General features: G+C 50.0%; 13 protein-coding genes. 2 read left to right on the plus strand and 11 right to left on the minus strand.

Going from position 1 to position 23,223, the window contains the following annotated elements:
* Positions 1-215 precede the first annotated feature (215 nt).
* From GbCGDNIH6_RS12465 to GbCGDNIH6_RS08415, 7 genes are all read right to left on the minus strand, one after another.
* Positions 216-533: a hypothetical protein gene (locus tag GbCGDNIH6_RS12465; RefSeq protein ID WP_157692388.1), complete on the minus strand. Its 318-nt coding sequence runs from the start codon at positions 531-533 to the stop codon at positions 216-218.
* Position 534: 1 nt separating this feature from the next.
* A complete protein-coding gene (locus GbCGDNIH6_RS08395; RefSeq protein ID WP_072563560.1) occupies positions 535-3,393 on the minus strand; it encodes a hemagglutinin repeat-containing protein in 2,859 nt (952 codons plus the stop codon).
* 44 nt (positions 3,394-3,437) lie between these two features.
* Complete coding sequence (locus tag GbCGDNIH6_RS08400) at positions 3,438-3,710, minus strand: MafI family immunity protein (RefSeq protein ID WP_198355737.1); 273 nt, start codon at positions 3,708-3,710, stop codon at positions 3,438-3,440.
* 227 nt (positions 3,711-3,937) lie between these two features.
* On the minus strand, positions 3,938-4,339 hold the full coding sequence (locus GbCGDNIH6_RS08410) for a hypothetical protein (RefSeq protein ID WP_072563562.1): 402 nt from the start codon (positions 4,337-4,339) through the stop codon (positions 3,938-3,940).
* A gap of 27 nt (positions 4,340-4,366) precedes the next feature.
* Positions 4,367-4,507, minus strand: coding sequence for a hypothetical protein (locus GbCGDNIH6_RS12470; protein WP_157692389.1), 141 nt, complete (start codon positions 4,505-4,507; stop codon positions 4,367-4,369).
* Positions 4,508-4,684: 177 nt separating this feature from the next.
* Positions 4,685-4,933, minus strand: a complete 249-nt coding sequence (locus tag GbCGDNIH6_RS12475) for a hypothetical protein (RefSeq protein ID WP_157692390.1) — start codon at positions 4,931-4,933, stop codon at positions 4,685-4,687.
* Positions 4,933-6,336 (minus strand): hypothetical protein, encoded by a 1,404-nt coding sequence (locus tag GbCGDNIH6_RS08415; protein ID WP_157692391.1) that lies wholly within the window; start codon positions 6,334-6,336, stop codon positions 4,933-4,935. Before GbCGDNIH6_RS08415 ends, GbCGDNIH6_RS12475 begins: the two co-directional genes overlap by 1 nt.
* Between GbCGDNIH6_RS08415 and GbCGDNIH6_RS12480 the strand changes: the two genes are divergently transcribed.
* Positions 6,337-6,570 carry a hypothetical protein gene (locus GbCGDNIH6_RS12480; protein WP_157692392.1) on the plus strand — a complete coding sequence of 78 codons (234 nt, stop codon included), beginning with the start codon at positions 6,337-6,339 and terminating at the stop codon, positions 6,568-6,570.
* Positions 6,571-6,697: 127 nt separating this feature from the next.
* Here GbCGDNIH6_RS12480 and GbCGDNIH6_RS08420 read toward each other — a convergent pair whose 3' ends face one another.
* The 4 genes from GbCGDNIH6_RS08420 to GbCGDNIH6_RS08435 are packed head-to-tail and all read right to left on the minus strand — an operon-like array spanning position 6,698 to position 21,779.
* A complete protein-coding gene (locus GbCGDNIH6_RS08420; RefSeq protein ID WP_157692393.1) occupies positions 6,698-7,051 on the minus strand; it encodes a hypothetical protein in 354 nt (117 codons plus the stop codon).
* Between the two features lie 49 nt (positions 7,052-7,100).
* The gene (locus GbCGDNIH6_RS08425) at positions 7,101-19,316 is read right to left on the minus strand and encodes a hemagglutinin repeat-containing protein (RefSeq protein WP_072563565.1); all 12,216 of its coding nucleotides are present in this window, start codon (positions 19,314-19,316) and stop codon (positions 7,101-7,103) included.
* Positions 19,316-21,049, minus strand: coding sequence for a ShlB/FhaC/HecB family hemolysin secretion/activation protein (locus GbCGDNIH6_RS08430; protein ID WP_081370053.1), 1,734 nt, complete (start codon positions 21,047-21,049; stop codon positions 19,316-19,318). Before GbCGDNIH6_RS08430 ends, GbCGDNIH6_RS08425 begins: the two co-directional genes overlap by 1 nt.
* A 52-nt stretch (positions 21,050-21,101) precedes the next feature.
* On the minus strand, positions 21,102-21,779 hold the full coding sequence (locus tag GbCGDNIH6_RS08435; RefSeq protein WP_081370054.1) for an invasion associated locus B family protein: 678 nt from the start codon (positions 21,777-21,779) through the stop codon (positions 21,102-21,104).
* Between the two features lie 677 nt (positions 21,780-22,456).
* On the opposite strand from GbCGDNIH6_RS08435, the gene purC reads away from it, so the two are divergent.
* Positions 22,457-23,221 (plus strand): phosphoribosylaminoimidazolesuccinocarboxamide synthase, encoded by a 765-nt coding sequence (purC, locus tag GbCGDNIH6_RS08440; RefSeq protein WP_025287067.1) that lies wholly within the window; start codon positions 22,457-22,459, stop codon positions 23,219-23,221.
* Positions 23,222-23,223: the final 2 nt, after the last annotated feature.

Here is a 23,223-nt window from a genome sequence, read left to right on the forward strand (position 1 = left end):
AACACTTCTTCTGTCAACAGCAGAAGAGCCAATAATATCTAGATTTTTACTTGATCAGATCGAAACCATTTCACTAGACACAGTACCACCAACAAACAGAAACGCCTCCGTCTGCGTTAACACCATGTTGCGATGATAATCCATCCAAGACCCACGAAAAGAAACACCACTTGATTTTTAAAGTTAATTTTGAGTCAAAAATTTTATTTTTAAAATCATTCACGTTTATCAACGCCATATGAAATAGCTAATCCATCCAAAGCTTTTTGCAATTCAGTCGGGTTATTTCTTAAATCTCTCATATATCTTACGCCCCCATACTCTCCTATTACACAAGCACAAAATTGCCTTGCAAACCAATCATGTTCATGAATATTAATATTTTTATTTATAAAAAATATCCAAAAACCATTTCCTTTAATGCAATCATCATCAATTATACTAATATTTTCTTCTATTTTAGTAAATTGCATTTCAGAACGAAGCATTTCCTCTGCTTTAATTTTAGAATCATCGTAATTTCTCTTTTTCATTTTATTTTTCCCAAGGAACTTTTTCACTTTCAAAATTTAGGTAGCCAACCTTTAGCATAAATTTAGGATTAATATTAACTATTAAACCACTTTGTCCATCAATAAAATATACTTTTCCATTCAGATTCGTTGCAACAATTGCATGATCTACCTCTCCTTTCTGTTTAACAATAATCAAACGGCTTTCACCAGATTCCAATCCCTTCATATAGTCAGTAACTTCGCTTACACTACCAGGAGCACTAAAATATGCAGCATCAAGATGACTACTTGTTCCCAGCCCAAGATTATCTGCAACTGCTGATGAATTTTCTCCAGTCAGTCGACTATAAACCGCATTTGCGCAGGAAACACAATTATTGTTCCTTCCTTCCACAGTATAATGTGGATTGACACCAAGCAACTGTGGAAACACTGACTCCATTGGCTCTGCGCTGGTATAAATTTCAGGAAGGGCACTCCCGGCGCGAGTAGCTACCAACGAAGTTTTAGCGGCCCCTATCGCTCCAGCCAGTAAGGTGGCAGCTGTAGGAGAACCACCCAATTCAGGTGTGGTAGCAAGAATATCATGAACAAGAATGCCAAAGTAATTCGTATAACAGGCTACGCTTGTGCCACACAAAGCGCGGATTGTGGCCGCTGCTTCAATGCCTTCGTAAGCTGCAATTCCGGATAGGGCCGCAACGGCGCCACCAGCGGCACCCACATCAAACCCTTTGAGAATAGAGCCAAGATATACGGCATCACGGGAATTTATAATTTTTTGAGTCAGAATATCTACCGCCCGGAGCGTTTGATATTCCTGCTTTAAAGCAAGAATATCAGGGCTATTGATATCTACGCCTGCGATATCTGCCGCTCTCCATGTTGCAGCTGCATTACTTAACCTTTGGCTTTGTGCTAAACAAGAAAGAGACCCACCCGTCAGACAGGCCTGCACAAGGGCAAGATTTGTCTGATTATCAATATCCTGAAGATTTTTGATCGTATCTTTGTAATTGTTTATATCTTCCTGACTGCAGCTACCACTGCTTTCGCAAGCTGCAAGCGCTTTTTCAGCCTTGATCTTCTCCACCGCCTGCGAATGCGTCAGATAGTTGAATAATGTCGCACTCTGTGCAGCAGAAGCTCCAATCAGCGCGCCAAATTGACCATTCGTAAGGCCGCCTATTCCAGCACCAACGGCTGCACTGGCGAGTTGCAATAAAATACGGCCTTCAGCACTGTCAGGTTGTACCCCATGCTCAATCAGATAGTTACCCATCCATTGAGTCAGTGCTGTTCCACCAGCCGCCCCTAATCCGCCACTCAGGGCACTCAAACCTGTATTGCCTGCTATATAACCCTGTAGAGCACCAATCATACCATGAAGCAAAAGGGAGCGGGGATCACTCTCACTCCAGCCGCGTGAAGTAATAAGATTGCCTACGACCTCATTAGCGACCTGACCAAAAAGGCTTGCTGCTCCCTGATTGAAAGCGAGATCATTGCGCGTCTGCTGCGGATCGAACTTGTTCTGCAACCCGTTCGTGGTTTGCAGCGCCGTGCCGCCATTCCCCGCGATACCGCCCGTGACTGTGCCGAGTGATGTGTTCGCCGTCAGCTGATCCGGACGCAGCAAATTCGATGGAACAGAGCCGTCACGCACCGTCACACCGACATTGCTGGTGATCGCGGACAGGGTTGTGCTGTGTGCGCTATCGCTGGTTTGGGCGACACCGCCGCCGCTGCCCGTGCCGCTGCTTGACGCGCTGGCAGTCATCGAGACGGCAGAGTTATCCCGGTGATTATCCAGATTGCTCACCGTCAGTGTGCCGGTGTTCAGAGTGTTATCATTCGCAGGCGCAAGGCTGGAGATCACCGCACCGGTCAGCGATGTATTGCCGCCAACGGTTACGTTCAGGCCACCCTTCCCAGCAAAAAGCCCCGTCTGGGAAACAACAGAAGCGTAGCCATTGTTGATATTCGAAGCCGCCACAGAAGCAGAGCCGCCGCTGGTGCCCGTTATCCCGATCTGGACATTCACCGAGCCGCCGGCCTGGCTGCTGCTGCCGCTCGCGGTGGCCTGCATGCTTTTCAGGATCAGGTCCCCGCCGATGCTTGCAACGATTTTGTTCGCAGAAGCATCAGCCCCTTCCAGACGCGTGTCTTTTCCGCTGACCAGAACAAGCGTGTTCCCCGCCGCCACCACCGTGTTCACAGGCGTCGTGCTGCTGGCAACAGTCCCGCCCTGAGACCAGCTCGCGCTGCCCTCAACACCATAGCCCGTGCTTTGCGTGCCGATCCCCGCATACACACCGACAGCAGCGGATTTAGAGACATTGTCGTTGCTGTATTGCGTGCTGTTCTCCCCTGACTGAAAAATGATGTTTCCGGTCGAGACAAACGCCGCGTTCCCGCCCGCCTTCAGGGTCGCCCCACGTGCCGTGATGTCGCCATCGGTCGACACCACAGACAGATTGCCACCTGCAAACGCAACACTTCCCTGTGCCGTGCTGCTGAAATAACGATCATTGGCTTTACTGCCTGAGCCGCCGACCACGACATCGACCTGCAACAGCTGACCGTTACCGCCCGAAGACGTGGCCGCATCAACCGCCTTATACGCCTCATAGCTGGCATACCCGGCCTGCCCGGCTTCCAGAGCCTGTAGACGCGGATCGGACGGACGGTCCGACGCAGCAACCGCCGCAGCGGTGTAGGCGTTCCCGACCACCCCGCTCAACGATGCCGTCAAACCGGAGAAATTGGACTTCTGTGTTTGTGTCTGCGTCGTTGTGTCATGCGACACATCAAACGTGACACTCTTGCCGATGATCGCCATGTCACCGCCGGATGAAAGATGCGCATCCTGCAACATCACCGCGCCACCAGAATGAACCGTCAGATCACCGGACAGTCAGGTCATTTTGAATCAATCACAAGAGATTTAAGCATTTTTTTATCTAATTCACTTAATTTCATTCCAGGAGAAGATCCTATATTTATTATTTCTCTAAATTCATCAGAAGAAATTAATACACCATCATCACCGATATGATCACAAAGCATTTCAAATGCAAGAAGCGATTCATTATGTTCAATATATTCAAGAGCAGAATCAATCTTCCACTGCTCAAGGCGACCTCTTAATTTTTCTCCCAAATCATATATTCTTTGTATAATTTCCATGGTCATTATTTAACCCTCTTTGCTCCTTGAGACGGGCCAGCAAAATCAGGATATGCAGTTACTACTCTTCCAGTGGCCGGCTCAAAAATAACACGTATTTGAATACCATCACGGGTTTCCCATGCAGCCCATCGCGCAGGCTTGCCAGAAGCAGTATAATACCCACCGCTTCCAGATTGAACATACCATTTCGTGCTTGGCGACGTAGCAATATCGCCAATATCATGAATCACCTAATCAGGAGTCATAGATTCTGGGAATAGCGTCTTGCCTGGATTGCCAGGAGGATAATGACCACCCCGGCTAAAGTCATCACCGTAAAGAATGTGCTGACGAGTATCTGGAGAAAGTATATCTACATACTCATTCGAATCTGGAACATTAGATAACGATACATTATTTTCTTTTGGGGTCGTTCCATACCCCTTCACCTGAACACCCGGCTGCCCGACGACGGTCATCTCGCCGTCTTTCACGATCACGGTTCCGGGTATCTGCCGTGCTGACCCGGCAGCAGAGGCTGCGGCTCCCCCCGCCATGCCATACAGAAGCTCCGCGGCCCCCGGAGACATCCCAAAGACAGAAACCAGAGCCTGTGCGCCGAAAGTCCCCGTCGGATGACCACTGATCGTCATCAGGCCCGCTGCTACCTGATCAGCAGCTCAACCACTCAGAACAATGCCACCGGCAGCAACCATACAGCCACTGCCAAAGCTTGCCGCGCAGCTGGTGATACCGCTGATCGTCAGCGCACGACCCGTTACCGCAGCCGTATATCCACCGGCGACCTGCAAGGTAGCCATCCCTTGCGTGAGAACACGACCGTGACCGGAATCAAACGCACTCAACGCGTCAATTGCAGCATCAGACGTGGAATAACCAAAAAGCTAGATCTCTGTGACCAGAATCCAGCTTTTGGCGCTTCTTCTCTAAAATACCCCTGCCCATAAACTCAAAAAATTGCAAATTTTATATTTTTATTACATTTCATCATTTATTGGCAACCAAGATCCTGAAAAATATCCAGGATCAGGACAGGATAATTTCCAAATCTTTCCCGAATCTTTACAGACAAACCATCTATCATTCCATTCACTCTCATGAAGATTTTTTTTATATATTTCTTCACATAACCCATTATTTACTTGGTTTTGAATCCATTGCACAAAACGACGATATTCCGAAAGAGATTCAAAGGAAGCAATTTCTTCCCAATTGCAGCTCGTCATTATTTAATCCACCTCGGATCAAAGGGTGTAAGAGTTTTATCAAAATATATTTGATTACCCCCTCCTACTAGTCCACGCTGATGGGCAGCAACCCCCTCAAAAAAATGTGTCCCGGCAGGAACTTGCATTTCTACTACTTTGGTTGCTGTGTTACCCCAATTTTGGTCTAATGCACTATCAATAACTGATTGCAATGGACCTTTAGGTTCAACCTTTGTCCAATATGGACCTGCAGGATTACCATTGTCACCAATAATTCTATATAAAGTTATTGGTTTATTATTTACAACTTCTCGATATGTACCACTACGAAATGTTGCCGCAATCTCATCCGGTAGTGGACCTTTATTTAGCGGATTATAAGAAGCAATAATATTTTCAGTCTGTCCTCCATACCCCTTCACCTGCACACCCGGCTGCCCGACGACGTTCATCTCGCCGTCTTTCACGATCACGGTTCCGGGTATCTGCCGTGCTGAGCCGGCAGCAGAGGCCGCGGCTCCTCCGGCCATGCCATACAGAAGCTCCGCGGCCCCCGGAGACATCCCAAAGACAGAAACCAGAGCCTGTGCGCCGAAGGTCCCCGTCGGATGACCACTGATCGTCATCAGGCCAGCCGCTACCTGATCAGCAGCCCAACCACTCAGAACAATGCCACCGGCAGCAACCATACAGCCACTGCCAAAGCTTGCCGCGCAGCTGGTGATACCGCTGATCGTCAGCGCACGACCCGTCACAGAAGCCGTATATCCACCGGCGACCTGCAAGGTAGCCATCCCTTTCGTGAGAACACGACCGTGACCGGAATCAAACGCACTCAACGCGTCAATTGCAGCATCAGACGCGGAATAACCAAAAAGTGCCTGTTCTGCAGAAGGACTGTGGCCAGGGGTACTCCCTCCCTGAAAAAATGCAGTCTGCGAACTCAACTGATTGCGCAGATCCGCATAACCGGAAGAGGCACCAATATCCGCAATGCTCTTCCAGAATATGTATTCCTGACTGCCCTCAGCATACTCCGCGTAGCATTTCACCAAAGCACAGGCCGCAGCCGTCAGAGCCGCCTCCCGCTTAGGGTCACCGTTCGCAAGCTGCCTGATCCGGTCCAGTTCAACCGGATGCAGTTGCCGGTTGAACTCATCCGCGCTCATCGCCGCACCGGCACCACTGAGCGTGCCACCGCTGCCGCCAACCGCGCTGCCGGCAATCCCACCGGCGACACCGCTCACGGTTGATGTCACGATGTTCGTCGCGATCGGACGCAGCCAGGCAGGGAGATCAGCCGTTACCTGACCGGTAAAGCCGGAGAGAGCGCCAGAGGCCGCATCACCCGCAGCACTGCCCGCCATCGCCCCCGCGACGTTCCCGCCGCCCAGCGCGGCACCCGTGCCTGCCACCACCATATGCATCAGGCCGGAGCCGTAGCCGGACCAGAAATCAGCCGTAGCCTGCTTGTTCTTCAGATCAGACTCATCCGCCGCAAGCGTGCTGGAATCAGCGCCATTCCGGCGATCATTCTCAAGCTTCTCAGAGGCCGCCTGAACATCACGATCGGCTTTGTCGCGATAAGATTTCGCAACCTCGCCGCTGACCATCATGCCGAGGTGGGTAAAGCCGTAAGGCAGCGGATTTCGTGACGTTCTCGCTACTGAACCGCGTGTATTTTGCGCAGACTATAATAGGGTAGTCCCGGTCGAGAGCGGAGCAATATGCCGCCTGTATTTAGTCTCACTCCACATGCCCAGGCAGCATCATTTTATTTCTTTATTTGAGCATATACAACTTTGCCCACTCCACAAATGATGGGGAAAGGGGCCTCTTTAGCCCCCCTATATTAAAACCCTTTATTAATTCTTTACCATATGCAGTAGAGTATAATTGATAGCCATACCAGGCTTGGATCCCATCATCACCATTAGGATCAGTATTTTTTAGATTTTCCAGAATCCCCCATGTAGATATTTTTATGCTAGTATCAATTTCTGCTATGCCAGTTTTACAAGAGGCTTCGACAAAACCAATCACTCTATCTTTCCATGTCGATTCACCTGTAATCTGATCATACAATTCTATTCCAGGAAGAATACTATAAATAGCCATCTCCGTAATGCTCAACATATAAATATCATCTTGGTAAGCTTGGAGAATTTTTTGATCACACATCATTCTACTCACGAGGAAATTTTAACTTTAGAATCCTATCTGAATTTAATTCCTTTACCACAGGATCATTGATCTCAACAGTTGCTGTTGTCGGCAGTGTATCCTGACCTGCTTGGCCAGCTCGACGAAAGGTTATAGCACTACCATCACTGAATTTCGCAACCCATGCGCCAGGCTTACCCACGATTAATTTAAAACTTGTCGGCACTCTACCGTTGAATGCATTGAACGCAAACTGCTCAGCGGTTTGATCAGGGTTAGCACTGGCAGGCATTTCACGTGGACTGCCAGGATCACCAATAGGGGTACCGGCAAAATCACCATTCAGTCTGAATAAATTGGATAAACCACCACTCCGATTAGAGAGTGTTTCCAACAATGCTTTTCTGGCATCCAAAGTAGCCTGATCGGCTACAGAAAGATTTTCTGTACCAACAGAAGCATTCTTGATCAGCTCCAGCAAACCATCTGCTGTTGTATTGAGGGCCTTAATGTTCCTTGCCTCTGCCAGCGCCTGCTGCATCCGCACTACATCTTCACGGGTCGGCACATAGTTCCGAGGGATCAGCATTTGCAAAGCAGGGTTCTTCGGATCAATCTCCGCAAGTTCTCTCGCAGCAACGTTGAAGTTACGCGTCTCGAGGATTTCCTCCTCCGTCAGAGGCTCACCATTCGGACCGACAGGGCGACTGACCTCTTCATCAAGAGGCTCCTCCATATTGTAGAGTGTAGAGCTGGCTGCTGCGGAACCACCCAAAATCGCACCGATCCCTGCACCGCCCATGCCTACGCCGGTTAATGCCCCTATACCAGACCCAATAGCCGCACTCGCCATGAGGATGACGACATGGCCAGCCGGGCTATCGGGCCGGATCGAGCCACCATGCAGATAGTCATCCCACAAATATTGCTGTAATTGCGCCGAGGAATACGTTCCAGCCTCTGCGCCAAGACCACCAGCCAGAATACTTCCTGCACTGCCGCTTCCTGCGATGGCACCCTGCGCGGCACCGATCACAGCATGCAGCGCCAAGGCTTCCGCACTGTCTTCCTTCCACCCCACATTGCGTATCTGTGCCCCGGCGACCTCATTAGCGACCTGACCAAAAAGCGTTGCTACTCCCTGATTGAAAGCGAGATCATTGCGCGTCTGCTGCGGATCGAACTTGTTCTGCAACCCGTTCGTGGTTTGCAGCGCCGTGCCGCCATTCCCCGCGATACCGCCCGTGACTGTGCCGAGTGATGTGTTCGCCGTCAGCTGATCCGGACGCAGCAAATTCGATGGAACAGAGCCGTCACGCACCGTCACACCGACATTGCTGGTGATCGCGGACAGGGTTGTGCTGTGCGCGCTATCGCTGGTTTGGGCGACACCGCCGCCGCTGCCCGTGCCGCTGCTTGACGCGCTGGCAGTCATCGAGACGGCAGAGTTATCCCGGTGATTATCCAGATTGCTCACCGTCAGTGTGCCGGTGTTCAGAGTGTTATCATTCGCAGGCGCAAGGCTGGAGATCACCGCACCGGTCAGCGATGTATTGCCGCCAACGGTTACGTTCAGGCCACCCTTCCCAGCAAAAAGCCCCGTCTGGGAAACAACAGAAGCGTAGCCATTGTTGATATTCGAAGCCGCCACAGAAGCAGAGCCGCCGCTGGTGCCCGTTATCCCGATCTGGACATTCACCGAGCCGCCGGCCTGGCTGCTGCTGCCGCTCGCGGTGGCCTGCATGCTTTTCAGGATCAGGTCCCCGCCGATGCTTGCAACGATTTTGTTCGCAGAAGCATCAGCCCCTTCCAGACGCGTGTCTTTTCCGCTGACCAGAACAAGCGTGTTCCCCGCCGCCACCACCGTGTTCACAGGCGTCGTGCTGCTGGCAACAGTCCCGCCCTGAGACCAGCTCGCGCTGCCCTCAACACCATAGCCCGTGCTTTGCGTGCCGATCCCCGCATACACACCGACAGCAGCGGATTTAGAGACATTGTCGTTGCTGTATTGCGTGCTGTTCTCCCCTGACTGAAAAATGATGTTTCCGGTCGAGACAAACGCCGCGTTCCCGCCCGCCTTCAGGGTCGCCCCACGTGCCGTGATGTCGCCATCGGTCGACACCACAGACAGATTGCCACCTGCAAACGCAACACTTCCCTGTGCCGTGCTGCTGAAATAACGATCATTGGCTTTACTGCCTGAGCCGCCGACCACGACATCGACCTGCAACAGCTGACCGTTACCGCCCGAAGACGTGGCCGCATCAACCGCCTTATACGCCTCATAGCTGGCATACCCGGCCTGCCCGGCTTCCAGAGCCTGTAGACGCGGATCGGACGGACGGTCCGACGCAGCAACCGCCGCAGCGGTGTAGGCGTTCCCGACCACCCCGCTCAACGATGCCGTCAAACCGGAGAAATTGGACTTCTGTGTTTGTGTCTGCGTCGTTGTGTCATGCGACACATCAAACGTGACACTCTTGCCGATGATCGCCATGTCACCGCCGGATGAAAGATGCGCATCCTGCAACATCACCGCGCCACCAGAATGAACCGTCAGATCACCGGACAGGGAGCCGACCGTGCTCGCGACATTCGTCACCTGCTTTATCGTCGTCGTGTTGCTGTTCTGCTGAAGGCCAACGCCGACGCCAACAGGCAGCATGCTGTTCCCCATGCTGAAAACACCGGCTTTCTTCCCGTTCTGATTATCCGTGATGCTCAGCGTCTGCTCTGCGCTCCGGATCGAGATATCGCCCACGGCACCAAGCGTGACATCCCCCGTGCCAACAACGCCCGAACCGACAATCGTCAGATTTTTCCCGGACTGGATCGAAACCGTATCGCCGGACACCGTGCTGCCAACAGACAGAACCGCCTCCGTCTGTGTCGACACTGTGTTGTGGTGATAATCCATCCCCGAACTACCAAACGAAACCCCGCTCTCACTATACGAGGCAAAGCTGTCATGATGCTCCGTTGCGGAGAGCAGAGAGATATCGCCGTTCTTTGTCTGAAGGCTGACAGGCCCATGATCGCTCAGAAGGTTCGCCCCTGTCCCGGTGATCGAGCCAACAGCCAGAAGAGAAAGACCGTTGTCGCCCGAAAGCGTGCTGCCCTGAACATGCTCGTCATACGAGCCGACCGTTTGCGAACGGCCATCGATCAGGCCCGTATGGCTGCTCGATGCCTCTCGCGTCTCGCTGCTCGTCACCGCGTTCAGCGTGATGCTGCCCGTCGTGATTGCATCCAGTGCGCCGCCTGCCTTAGCACTGCTGCCGTTCAGCGTAATCCCGCCATCACCGGCAGCAAGAGTCATATTGCCGCCCGCATTGATCGAGGAGCCGATCTGCAATGTTGCAGCATGCAGACCACTGAAACCGCTGCTGTTACCAAAACCGCTTTTGCTGCCGGAGATCGTGCTCGACAACGTATTCGTCGAGGCGCCGAGAGAAAGCGATTGACCTCCAATCAGGGTCACATCTCCGCCAGATGACAGCTTGACACCTGTCAGGCTCAGAGAATTTTTGGCCAAAATGATCGAGTTTTTACCTGCGCTGAGAGTAGTGCCGAGATTTTCAGTCAGATTAAATTGACGGTTGACGCCACCAAAGGAAGAGTCATCCTTGGTCGACAATGCCAGGCTTCCCAAAGCAACATTGCGAACCGCTGAAAGTTCAAGAGAACCACCGGCCCCAAACATACTTCCTGCCGAAACAATATCCTGCCCGGCTTTCATCGTCAGATTGCCACCGGAAACAATGGAGGCAACACGGTTCAGGGACTCAATAGAGCCACCCATCGTCTGCCAGCTTTGTGTCGTGCTGGTGCTGAGGATCGTGCCACCCGCCTGAAGCAGAATGTCATTCCCCGCTTTCAGCGTTCCGCCATTATTAATAATGTCGCCCGTTACAGAAATTAAAAGATTGTTCGATGCGGAGACCGTGCCGGAGTTATAAAGCCCTGCCGCTTTCAGTGTAACATCTTTACCGGCCAGCACCGCACCATCAGTAAGCACCTTATCCCGGCTGGCGGAAGCAAGATAAAGTTGGGGAACCAGAACTGTTTTTCCATTCACAGTCCGCGGAACATACCAGACAATATCATCATCTAGTGCCGCGACCTGCTCCGGTGTCAAATCAACACCGAATTGCAATCCAAGTGAATGAGACTGGCTGGCCGCATTGTTCAGCAGTGCAACCATTTGTGCCTGCTGCGTAGTATATGCCGCACTCAGCGTCGCACGGCCTGTGGCGTCCGATACCTGCTGGGCAATATAACGCGTGTCAAAATACGCATCCCCCAGAAAAGGAGGCGTTGTCTGTGAATTTACGCCCAAGCGGTCAAGCAGATACTGGGAACCGTAGAAACCCTTGAATGTCGAATAGTTCGGATTGGTTTCAATCAGATATTGTGCCTGTGGAGAAGGATTGGGGACAAACAAAGCGTTACCCCCCGCCACAGAGGCAATGATCTGCGCCGTGCTCGGGCCGTCAACACTGCTGAACGAAGACTGGGTGGCAGAAGAAGAGGAGGCGGAATTTGTCGTAGAGATAGGCTGGAATTGGGGCGTTGTATTCGAAGACGACGCACCTTGCTTGATGACGACTGCATTGCCATTACTTCCCCAACTCCCTGCTCCCTGATTTATGCCCGGCAAGTGAGAAGCTGTACCTCCGACAGATCCTGTCCCCTGCATGGACAGATTACCAGTAGAAACACCGCCCCCTCCCTGTGTAGGCGTCAACGAATTCGAGGCACCAGGCACCGTATAAGAAACTGTTCCGCTCGGCAGGCCTCCCGTGGTGGAGGACAGACCGCCCGGCAAAGTCGCCATAGACCCCAGTCCTCCATTGCCATTAGAGATGAAGCTCCCGGCACCATTAGAGCCAGCCGGTGCTGCTGCCGTCGATGGCAATGGTATTGAGCCGCCAAATCCCAGCATCTGCGATGGCATAGCCTGAGCAATTTTTGTCTCGTTGGTAATTGTCCCTGTGAAATTACCGCTGATATTCCCACCAGCAATAATGGAACCCGTGACGCTCTGTCCTGCCGCATTAAACCAGTCTGCCGCTACAATGGGATGACCTGCACCAATAACCCACCCAGGCATCGGAATATTCGAGGGCAAAGGATCAACAAGCGGTAAGGCCGAACGACAGCTGTCATTGCCCGTACAAGTCGTCGTATATTTAACACTTCCCTGATAGCCAATATTATTCAGACTGCCTCCGGTCAGGTTGATGTTTCCACCCGCCGAAAGATGACTGGCATCATTTTTGATACCGTTGCTGGAATTAATTGTAAGGTTTCCACCTGCACTGATCAAAGCCGCTGCAGCATTCCGTGCGTAGCTCGCACCAGTTCCTTCAACCAGTATACCGGATTGTGCACTTTGATCATAAAGCGCAAACCAGACACCACCAGCCCCAATCGGATTTGGCACGTAGACGTGTTTAACGTTTGTCCAATATTGACTGATATCAGATGATGATTTGAAATTACCAAGATCTACGGCTGGTGGATTTTGATTGACTGCGTAAAGCTTTTGAAAAATAACCCCCGATGTCTGTGTTACACCGCCAACCACGTCATTTGTAATACTCTGAGCATCAATAGTAATATTACCATTTGAAGAAGCTGCCTGAATAAGTCCAGAGTGATTCAACAAGGCGCTTGCAGAGCTTCCAGTGCTCCTGCCACCAATCGTCAGATTACCATTTTCTGCAATAAGTGCACCCTGATTATTATACAGGGTACCATTTAGGCCAATATTTAATCCTGCAGAACCATATATCAATCCAGTATTGGAAATATCATCTTTAATCAACAGATTCATATCTGTTGTGCCAAACAGACCACCTGCATTGATCAAGGAATTCGCAGATATAGAAAGTTTCCCATTGGCACCAATGCTTTGGCCGGCAGAGATGCTCAGCGTGCCATCGACATCAAGAGATATATCCTTGCCAGATGCAACACCTGCAAAATCTTCTGCATTCAAATTCCCTTTTAAATTCAAGAACAGATTATTTGCAGCACTGATCTTTCCCAACCCTGATTGAGCAACGGCACTGATTGTCAGATCACCATCACCTGCCTGAATACTGCCATTTGTATTATCAAGAAGTCCAATTGAAGAATTCAGCAAACCCTTGATTGTAAAAGAGCCAGAAAGAGCAATAATACTTCCTCCTGCATTGCTCAATGTACCATCAGTCTGCACTGTAGCACCGGTTTTACCAACCATCATCCCGGAATTAGACAGATCTCCAGAAAGGGTTCCATTGAGTACACCCCCTGCTCCAATAGAACCATTATTAACAAGTGATCCCGCGCTGATAATGAGATCACTCTGCACCGCAACCAGATTTGCCTCTTTAGCATTATTCAGCTGGCCAGAAATTTGTACAGAACCACCTGAAGAAGAAATAATGGATCCATTATTGTTCAATGATGCTGCTTCCAGCATCATTTGTGACCTCCCTTCGCTTTGAATCTTTTTGTTATTGATGACAGATCCCTTTGCCGTCACGCTGACGACGCCATCTTTCGCCCCGATCAATCCACCATTTACCACACTGTCGCCTGCTGTGATCAGCAAATTCTGACCGCCGACAAGTGCACCATCTACACCGATAGAGACAGATTTTTCAGTGAGCAGAGTAACCGACTGGCTACTCCTTACCTGGCCCAAGCCTTCGTCATAATACGAGCCTGTATTAATATTGATAGTACCGGCATTCGCCTGGATACTGCCTGCGGAGTTGACGAGAGCTCCCATTGCAGCATTTCCAATGCCGGCCAACCAAATATCACCTGTCGTAGCACCAAGTATTCCCTTGTTTTCGACAGTTCCCGCAACATTCATGACCAATCCGGTCTTACCCAGAATGGTTCCTGTATTGGTTAAATTTCCTGAATCAGTTATGAACAGTCCTGTATCCGATGACAGGGCGCCTGAGTTATTAAAAACTCCCGCATGCACCGTGACTGTATCACTGACTGAGCCGATTGTTCCGGAAGCATTATTTAAAAATAGACCGCCAATATCCAGATTAACAATTCCGCTCGCTGTTATAGAACTGTTATTGTTTAAAATGCCTGCCGTCACCAGATTCAAGCTGCCATTCTTTGCAACAAGACTGCCTTGATTATCCAGATCCCTGGCTATCAAACTTACCAGTCCGGATGCGGCCCCAATCGTAGCGCCCGTCATAATGGTCAACTGGCCTGATGTATTCAGAGTCAAACCATTCGAACCACCAGCCAACGGACCAGCTGTAACAACGGGACCATCAGCATTCATACTCAATGCTGTCCCAGCGCTGATTTGACCAGCAGAATCCGCAGAATAACTGCCTGTTATGATAGAAACAGCGCCAGCATTCGCCTGTATACTACCCCCATTATTCGTTATGGCTGCCAAGGCTGTATTATCTGCGAGCCCACGCAAGGTAATATCGCCTTTGTCTGAGGCCATAATCCCTCCATCATTGTGAAGAGTTCCTCCTGCCCCAAACAATACCCCACTCTGTCCATAAAACAGACCTGAGTTGGTAGCATCACCTTTCACCATGGAAGACACTATACCAAGAGCTGCCAAACCAGTTGGCGTTTCCTTCACTATGCCAGCTGTATTATTAAATGTCCTGGCAGATATAGTAAGATTTCCACCTTTAGCAGAAATCAATCCACTCCCAGTATTACTAAGCATATTAGACACGGTCAGTACTTGCTGACCACTTGCTACAATCTGTCCTTTATTCGCCAAGGCTGTGGCCTGCAAAGTGATATCACCCGCTGCCGCCTGCACCAATCCATCGTTCGTTATATTACCTGCCCAGATGGTAACCGGACCCTGCAAAGCCCCCACCATGCCGCTATTGATGATATCCCCGGCAGCGAGGGCAAAGGTCCCACCACTGACATTGCCATGCACAGAAAACAGCCCGGACACTGAGAAATCCAATGTCTGCTTGGCACTGATGATACTACTCGCATTATCACTATACGAGGCAGCCGCAATCCTGATATCACCGTCAGAGGCTTGTATTTGTCCCCCATTGTTGAGTATGGCAGGCGCGACCGAACCTGTCAGGCCCTTCAATAGTACATTGCCGGCCTGCGCAATAATAGAACCATTGCTGATATCTAGAGTACCATCAATAGCCAAGCTTACTCCAGAGTCTCCATAAATCATTCCGGTATTGCTAATATTTCCAGCAATTTTCCCGATGATGAGACCCGTACTCAGCAGCCCTGTACTGTTTCCTGTTGCTGTATTTGAAAGTGATGCTGAAGTAAACTGAAGGTTTCCTCCCAATGCTGCAATCTGACCAGAGCCACCATTTTCGATTTTATCAGTCACACTTATATCGGCTGCTTTACCAGCAGCGATCTGACCACTATTGAGCAAGGACTGCGCATTCAACGACACATCATTGGAGACAGCAATCATGACACCTGTACTCATGATTGCCCCTGATTTCAGGTTAAGCTTTCCTGATTGTGTTCCTATCGTTCCATGATTGATCAGAGACGCTGATGAAAGGATCAAATCGCCACTGGCAGCCTCAATAGTGTCCTCATTTTTCAATATACCACCGGCCCGCAGCGTCAGAGGTCCCGCTGCAATCTGGCCAGCATTGGTAATATCTCCACTGACAAACAGCGCCATGTCCTGCGCTGAAAACAACGCCCCATTTCCAACAAATGTACCGGTATTAAGGGTTAGCTTTCCCCGCTTTGCAGCAATGACGCCCCCTGTCGGAACACCTTCGACTATGCCAACACCATTATTAATAATCTGTGCTGTTGCACTTCCGGAATCCATTCCGCCGATTAAAATATTCCCGTGCTCTGCAATGACAAGACCATTCGTATTATCAAGCACACCGGCGATCTGGAATATATCGCCCTGTTCACCATATAATTTTCCACTGTTCCTCAATTCATCTGCGGTCAGTCCTAATAATCCCGTTTCGGCTATGACTGAACCTGTATTGGTAACAGTTTTACCAATAGAAAAAGATACATTGCCAGAACGTGCTCCGATCATGCCATTATTACTCAGCGCGCCGCCAGCCGTCAGCTGCAAACCTGTACCACCGGTTATCTCACCCTTTGCTCCAACAGAAAACCCAGCGACCGCATCCAGCGATACCTGGCCAGATCCACTGACCAGACCACCCCCAACATCTGTATAGGAAGAAGCATGAACGCTAACATCTCCAGACTTCGCCTCAAGCTTGCCGCCTGTATTATTGAAATCACCTCCACTGTTCAGGGTCACACCAGTCTGACCATTCAGACCTCCGCCTGCATTATTGAAGGTGCCAGACGTATACAGCGTTAATAAAGAGTTTGGAGCAATTACTTGTCCCGCATTGTTCACAGAGCCAGCTGATACAGACAAAGCTTCCTTCTGTGACCTGATCAGACCAGATGATTCATTGTTCAGGAGGCCGGACAGCATCAATGTTTGGCCATCAGATGATTCAACCTGACCACTATTTACCAAAGACAACGCTGTAAGAGAAATAGTGCCTGCAGCAGAAGCAATTTGGCCGTTGTTAACGCTTGCCCCGGCAATAATCTTTACCGATCCACTATGAGAACCGATCACACCATTATTACTTAGCGCGCCGCCAACCGTCAGCTGCAGACCTGTATCACCGGTTATCTCACTCTTTACTCCAACGGAAAATCCAGCGACCGTATCCAGCGATACCTGGCCAGACCCAGTGATCAGACCACTCCCACCATCTGTATAGGAAGAAGCATGAACGCTGACGTCTCCAGACTTCGCCTCAAGCTTGCCGCCTGTATTATTGAAATCACCTCCACTTTTCAGGGTCACACCAGTCTGACCATTCAGACCTCCGCCTGCATTATTGAAGGTGCCAGACGTATACAGCGTCAATAAAGAGTTCGGAGCAGTTACTTGCCCTGCATTGTTCACAGAGCCAGCTGATACAGACAAAGCTTCCTTCTGTGACCTGATCAGACCAGGTGACTCATTGTTCAGAAGGCCGGACAGCATCAATGTTTGGCCATCAGACGATTCAATCTGGCCACTATTTGCCAGAGACAACGCGGTAAGAGAAATAGCGCCTGCATCCGCCTTAATGATACCGTTGCTATTATTCAACAGACCAGCCACATTCAAGAGCAGTCTGTCGGATACTGCCACAATCTGTCCATTTGTGTTATCGAACGTTTCGCTGCTCATCAGCGAAACACCGGCTTGTCCTCGCAACATCCCGCCAGCATTACTAGATGAAGAAGAAGATTTTATATTTAAAAAACCGTTATTACTAATAATCGATCCATTACTGGCCAATGCATTGGCAGCAATATGTAAATCAGATCCAGATTCAATATACCCGCTATTATTCAGAGCACCTTTTACGTCCACAATAGTGGTGCCGGCTGCACTGATCTTACCAGCATTACCAAGCGAACTAGCTGCCATGGCCAGCTTATCAGAGGCAGCATCAATCTTGCCTGTGTTCATTATATCGCCGGACTTGATGGTCACAGAGCCGGCCTGTGCACCCAACATACCGGCATTGAGCAACGGACCACCTGCGCTCAATACTAAACCGGAGCCGCCAATAACCTGTCCCTGAATTGACACCGCATCTGTTGAAAGCAGCGCCATCCATCCTGACGCGGTCGCTATACCTTTGCCTGCATCAGCATAGGATTGCGTCTCCAACCTGATATCCCCATTCCGTGCCTGAATGAGGCCATTTGTATTAACGACTGCCGTTAGGGGAAGATTGTTTGAACCTCCATCCAGCATCACTGCACCAGATGTAGAGGCAAGCTGACCACCTGTATTGTCGAGCACTCCGTTAATATGACCTGTCAATCCCGTATCAGCTGCCAGAACTCCACCGGTGTTGGATACATCTCCTTTTGACTGGACCTGCAATGATCCTGAACCAGATACAATTGTTCCTGCATTACTGAGACTACCAACCGAGAAAACCAGATCACCGGCATTTGTAATTATTTTTCCACCAGAAACATTACTGGCTTTCTGTGCAACCTGAAAATTCGCCTTTTTATATGACTGCACTGTACCGTTGTTATTAAAAGAATTCGCCTCGATTGAAACAGACTCTTTCGTTGAAGCGATAAGACCTGCATTATTCAACAACCCATTCTGGTTCAGTTGAACATTACCACCTGATTGGATGCTGGCGGCAGGCGATGCATCAATACCTTGTGTAGAGATTGCAATATTACCCGCTGCGGACAAAGATCCTTTTAAAACAAGCTGACCGTTTGCCGTCAGGATCAGATCGCTTGCATTGGCAGCCATTTTGCCGTCAATTCGAACCCCTGCTCCTGCCTCTGTAACAGTCATCAGAATCCGATTGGCATACATTCCTCCCATCGCCGCTGTATCAATTGCAAATTGCGGCGCAAGAGAACCATCCGAGGCTGCTGTTGCCGTTCCTGAAGGATAGGCATAGTTGACTTGACCAGCAGTCAGCAAAATAGCCTGCCCGTGGACAGGACCGTTGACCGTTACACGCCTGCTGACGATATCAAGAACTGGGACCTCTGTAAAATTACCACCTTTACCGACAAAAGCTATTGTCCCTTCTCTTACCGATAGATCTTTCAGAGATCCGTCTGCTCCAAGAGAAGGAGTGCCTGTAGAAAGTGTCACACGGGGTGTATTTATAAAACCGCAGCCTGAGCAGGTAATACCATTAGGATTTGCCAGTACCACAGCAGCTGAAGCACCGGCGACTTCGGTAAATCCATTCAGTTGGGAAGCGGCATTCCCTGTGACTTCATTTAAAATAATCTTTGCAGAACGGCCTTGCAAATTCGAATTACCGTATACAACCCCTCCCAACTGGGTTGACGTGGCTGTTGTTGCATTGTTCAGGATCAAACCTGAAGGTGCCACACCAAACTCAGTGAAATGGTTATGAGACAATCCTGCTGCATTAGGCGTTGCGACATTCAACTGCGCAACACCATTGGCAGTTGTATCCAGTGTCGGCAACGCGCCACCAGCACCCGCATCAACCACGATACGCTGAGCATCCGCCATAACCGGTTCAAGTACAAGCACAATACTAAGACAGAATGCGATAAAACGCCGGCCAATCCCGGCTGCATGTGAAGGAAATTCTGTCAAAATTGACAACGGCACAAAAATAGAAAAATTCATTTTATCGCCTGTTTTTCTGATGTGTCGGTTATTCATCAGAATTTTACTCCAGCCTGAAACGCACAGACCCATCCATCATGACCGAGAGGCCCTTCTGCAAGCGCATGCTGTGCCGAAATATCCCAAAATACTGGACCACTCAGACTTCGAAAGCCGAATGCCGCCCCAGCCACTCCCCCACGGACAAGCGACTGGTTCGTCTGTGACAATGCAGCGTCTGACTCTGCCCAACCTGCATCAAGGCCTATATAGGCTTCTATTTTTCCGCTTAGTATATCAACGTTTTTTAAACCTGTACGCGGCAGGTTCCATGTAATATCGTTACGTATATAAGAACCATGATCACCGATCAGGCTGACATTGACGAAGCCTCTGACTGTATAAATGCCACCAATTTGTAAAGCCTGTTGAGAATATAGATGCGCGTTTGCATAATCTGCATGTATAAAACTGTGCAGGCGTGCACGCAACGGAAGCGGCTGGTAAATGTCGATATCAATGCTTGGCCTGATATAGACAGCATGTGGATCGGTATCCGTTGGATTTTTAATTTCCAGAGATGTCCCCAGACCTGGAAGACCTCCCTGCAAACCTATTGTCAGAAAATATTGCCCACCCCACATCCGCTGGCTGTAACTGAGTCTGGCTGAGAGGGCAGCCAAGTCTTCACTGGCAGTAAATAACTGAACATCATTTATACTGGACTTGACCTGCTTAAGCTCATAGGAAAATTCCAGGGTCGTTTTGCTGATTTGTCCCCGTGTCAATACACGGCTCAAGCCTGCCTTCCAGGTAAGTGTATCACCAGCCAGCTTGAAAGTGTCGCTATGCGCTATCAAAGGATAGGTATAGCTGGCGTAACGCCAATCAAGAAAAGCTGTCCAGTATCCATAGGGAATTGCGACATCAAACGCTGCGTAACTACTGTTACGCGAATGCTGAAGTGGAAATACGGAATGATCATATTCTACAGACCAGATATCAAGCATACCAAAAGGATCATCAGCACGTAACAACAGATGACCAGTGTTTCGGCCAGTCCACTGCTGTCCATAATTATCGACCCATGTAGCACCATGCAGCCAGCCATTATGAGGGGTTTCTATCACCACAATGCTGGTACCAATTTTTTTACCAGGCTCGATATGCATCCGTGCATCCCAGCTGGGCAGACGGTTCATCTGCTCCAGACCCTGCTCCAGATCTCTTAAATTAAGGATGTTTCCAGAAAGACCCTGAAACGCCCCCTTTTCATGCCATAAAGATTTTTGTCCTTTAAAAATAAAGCTGTTGACACGGCCTTCTACCGCTACGATCCTGACAGTCCCGGATGATAAATCCTGCTGTGGTAAATAAGCTCTAGACGTTACAAAGCCGGAATCAATGTAAGCTTTGTTAAACGCATTGATCAGCTTATCAAGCTTAACCAAAGAGAGACATTTTTGTGTAAAAGGGGCAGCCAGCGCCTGCTGCTGCCATGGTGGAAGATGATCAGCCCCTTTTATTTCAATCCGGCTGACTTGTATGCAATTTCCCCCAGATGGAACTGGAACCGATGGAGCGCGCAATTCTACGTCCCCATCTGGTGGTGCGATACGCTGCAACTCCCGCTCACGATCCTGCGCTCTCCCTCTCTGCTGCTGGTCGAGCGCATTGCTGATGAGGTGAGAAGATCCATTCTGAAAAATTTGCGCCTGTGTCTTGGTTGAGTACACTGGCAAGAAGCTTATCGCCACAAATGCGGCCAGCCTCTGGTAGCAAGGCGCCATGATACAGCAACCCTTTTAAAGCACAGTTCAAGAAAAACAGGAATTTGAAGTCTTATGGCTTGGTGACCTGCGCAGAAGATGCTGCGGCAGTATTTGCAGATGAATCAGCAGCAACCGGCACCGGCGCTTTCCCACTCTCAAAGGCTGCCAGTGCTTCTGCCACCCCATTCATCACAAAATTCAGCGTCACACCACGTCCATTGCTCATGACAATGTGGATATGCCCCTGCTTGCCATGCTTCAACTGCGACAAAAACGATGGAGACATCATGGATCGTGCAAAACAACCCCGGCTATCACAGAACTGATAATCAAGGGCAGTTGTATGTCCTCCATCAACTGACAAAGTCAGGGCAGATTTCAACTGTACACCCAATGGCGCAACCACGGTCGCAGTATAAGGCTTTCCTGGCACTTCTGCCATTAAGGCAAATGTCATGATGGGAACCAGCTTTTCTCCCTGCTTGAGCAACATCTGCTGAGCAATCTCGCAAACAGGATGCTGATTTTTGTTTGCTGTATCCGCTGGGTGCTGACAACGATAGATCCAGTCTCCAAAAATCTGGGCTACCACACGGGGTTGGGCAGAAGAAGGAGGGGACACAGCAGGCGATGCCGGACCTGCAGAATCAGATGAAGATTTCATCTGATTAGATTGAGCCAGAAGGGATAATGGCAAAAGCATTCCCCATGAGGCTAATATGGCAATTAATCTAATTTTATACATCATTTCGCTTCTCAAACATTATGTTTTGCGAATTATAATAAGATAAGAAAATAATCAAGCTTTGTATTTGAAATTAAAGTTTTTTACTTTATATACTTATTTATATTATTCAATAAATTTTCTAAAATGGTAAAATAAACCTAATAAATTAGATTCTGTCGTATCCTGCTTGGCAAGGAACATACAAACCGCTACGCTATCATTGGTAAAGCTGAGCGTATAAAGCTGCTGCCGTTAGCGGTTATGACCTTCACCACACCATGATGATTGGTCTGATTGACCGTATCGTCGCTTGAAGCAGCTTATCACCGCACCAGAGCACCTAACCCCTACAATAGGTCCAGGCCAGGCACGGACCTGTCAGCGTGATTTGCACTGACCGGAGCAGGATCAGATGACCCACCGGACATAGAATAATACCCTGACCTTGCCCTATCACCGGCCTGATCATCATGAGCAAGAACAAATCATCGCCGGATAATCATCATTCCAGAGAACCGCACCATCCCCCCTCCCCCGCCTGAACCGCTGGAAGTCAGGGACAGAACCGATACGCATGACGATGACACAGGAACAGGGCGTTACAGATGTTTCCCGATGCCCTGCATGCTGCTATACCCGGCGCGCGTCGCCCGGTTCGGGGGACGTGGTTCGTCACCACCGTCGCTGAAAGTCATGCCATGGCACGCCGACGCCAGCTCTATGAGGGCAAGGCCAAAATCCTGTTCGAGGGGCCCGAACCGGGCACGCTCGTGCAATATTTCAAGGACGATGCCACCGCCGGGAATGGAGCCAAAAAAGGCATCATCACCGGGAAAGGCGTGCTGAATAACCGGATCAGCGAATATCTGATGCAGCGTCTGGGTGAGATCGGCATCCCGACCCACTTCGTCCGCCGTCTCAACATGCGGGAGCAGCTGATCCGTGAGGTCGAGATCATCCCGTTGGAAGTCGTCGTGCGCAATGTCGCTGCCGGCAGCATCTCCAGCCGCCTCGGGATTCCAGAAGGCACACGCCTGCCGCGCTCTATCCTGGAATATTATTACAAAAACGATGCGCTGAACGACCCCATGGTCGCGGAAGAGCATATCACCGCGTTCGGCTGGGCCAGCACCACCGATATGGATGATATCGTCTCCTTGACCCTGCGCGTGAACGATTTTCTCTCCGGCCTGTTTCTGGGCGTCGGGATTCTGCTGGTTGATTTCAAGCTGGAATTCGGCCGCCTGTGGGAAAACGAGGAAATGCGCATCGTGCTGGCTGATGAGATCAGCCCTGATAACTGCCGCCTATGGGACGCCAAGACCAACGAGAAAATGGATAAGGATCGTTTCCGCCGCGATCTGGGCGGGGTCGAGGAAGCCTATCAGGAAGTGGCCAAGCGCCTGGGCATCCTGCCGGAAGCCGGAAGCCGGGACATGAAGGGCCCGGAGACCATGCAGTAACA

Origin of the sequence: Granulibacter bethesdensis (assembly GCF_001889525.1) — a bacterium.
Classification (GTDB): domain Bacteria; phylum Pseudomonadota; class Alphaproteobacteria; order Acetobacterales; family Acetobacteraceae; genus Granulibacter; species Granulibacter bethesdensis_C.

Bases quoted from the DNA above. Each gene is read 5' to 3' on its own strand.
- GbCGDNIH6_RS12465 (WP_157692388.1), bottom strand. From the start codon at position 533: ATGAAAAAGAGAAATTACGATGATTCTAAAATTAAAGCAGAGGAAATG.
- GbCGDNIH6_RS08395 (WP_072563560.1), bottom strand. From the start codon at position 3,393: ATGTTGCAGGATGCGCATCTTTCATCCGGCGGTGACATGGCGATCATC.
- GbCGDNIH6_RS08400 (WP_198355737.1), bottom strand. From the start codon at position 3,710: ATGACCATGGAAATTATACAAAGAATATATGATTTGGGAGAAAAATTA.
- GbCGDNIH6_RS08410 (WP_072563562.1), bottom strand. From the start codon at position 4,339: ATGACGATCAGTGGTCATCCGACGGGGACTTTCGGCGCACAGGCTCTG.
- GbCGDNIH6_RS12470 (WP_157692389.1), bottom strand. From the start codon at position 4,507: ATGGCTACCTTGCAGGTCGCCGGTGGATATACGGCTGCGGTAACGGGT.
- GbCGDNIH6_RS12475 (WP_157692390.1), bottom strand. From the start codon at position 4,933: ATGACGAGCTGCAATTGGGAAGAAATTGCTTCCTTTGAATCTCTTTCG.
- GbCGDNIH6_RS08415 (WP_157692391.1), bottom strand. From the start codon at position 6,336: ATGGTGGTGGCAGGCACGGGTGCCGCGCTGGGCGGCGGGAACGTCGCG.
- GbCGDNIH6_RS12480 (WP_157692392.1), top strand. From the start codon at position 6,337: ATGCATCAGGCCGGAGCCGTAGCCGGACCAGAAATCAGCCGTAGCCTG.
- GbCGDNIH6_RS08420 (WP_157692393.1), bottom strand. From the start codon at position 7,051: ATGTTGAGCATTACGGAGATGGCTATTTATAGTATTCTTCCTGGAATA.
- GbCGDNIH6_RS08425 (WP_072563565.1), bottom strand. From the start codon at position 19,316: ATGAATAACCGACACATCAGAAAAACAGGCGATAAAATGAATTTTTCT.
- GbCGDNIH6_RS08430 (WP_081370053.1), bottom strand. From the start codon at position 21,049: ATGGCGCCTTGCTACCAGAGGCTGGCCGCATTTGTGGCGATAAGCTTC.
- GbCGDNIH6_RS08435 (WP_081370054.1), bottom strand. From the start codon at position 21,779: ATGATGTATAAAATTAGATTAATTGCCATATTAGCCTCATGGGGAATG.
- purC (WP_025287067.1), top strand. From the start codon at position 22,457: ATGGCACGCCGACGCCAGCTCTATGAGGGCAAGGCCAAAATCCTGTTC.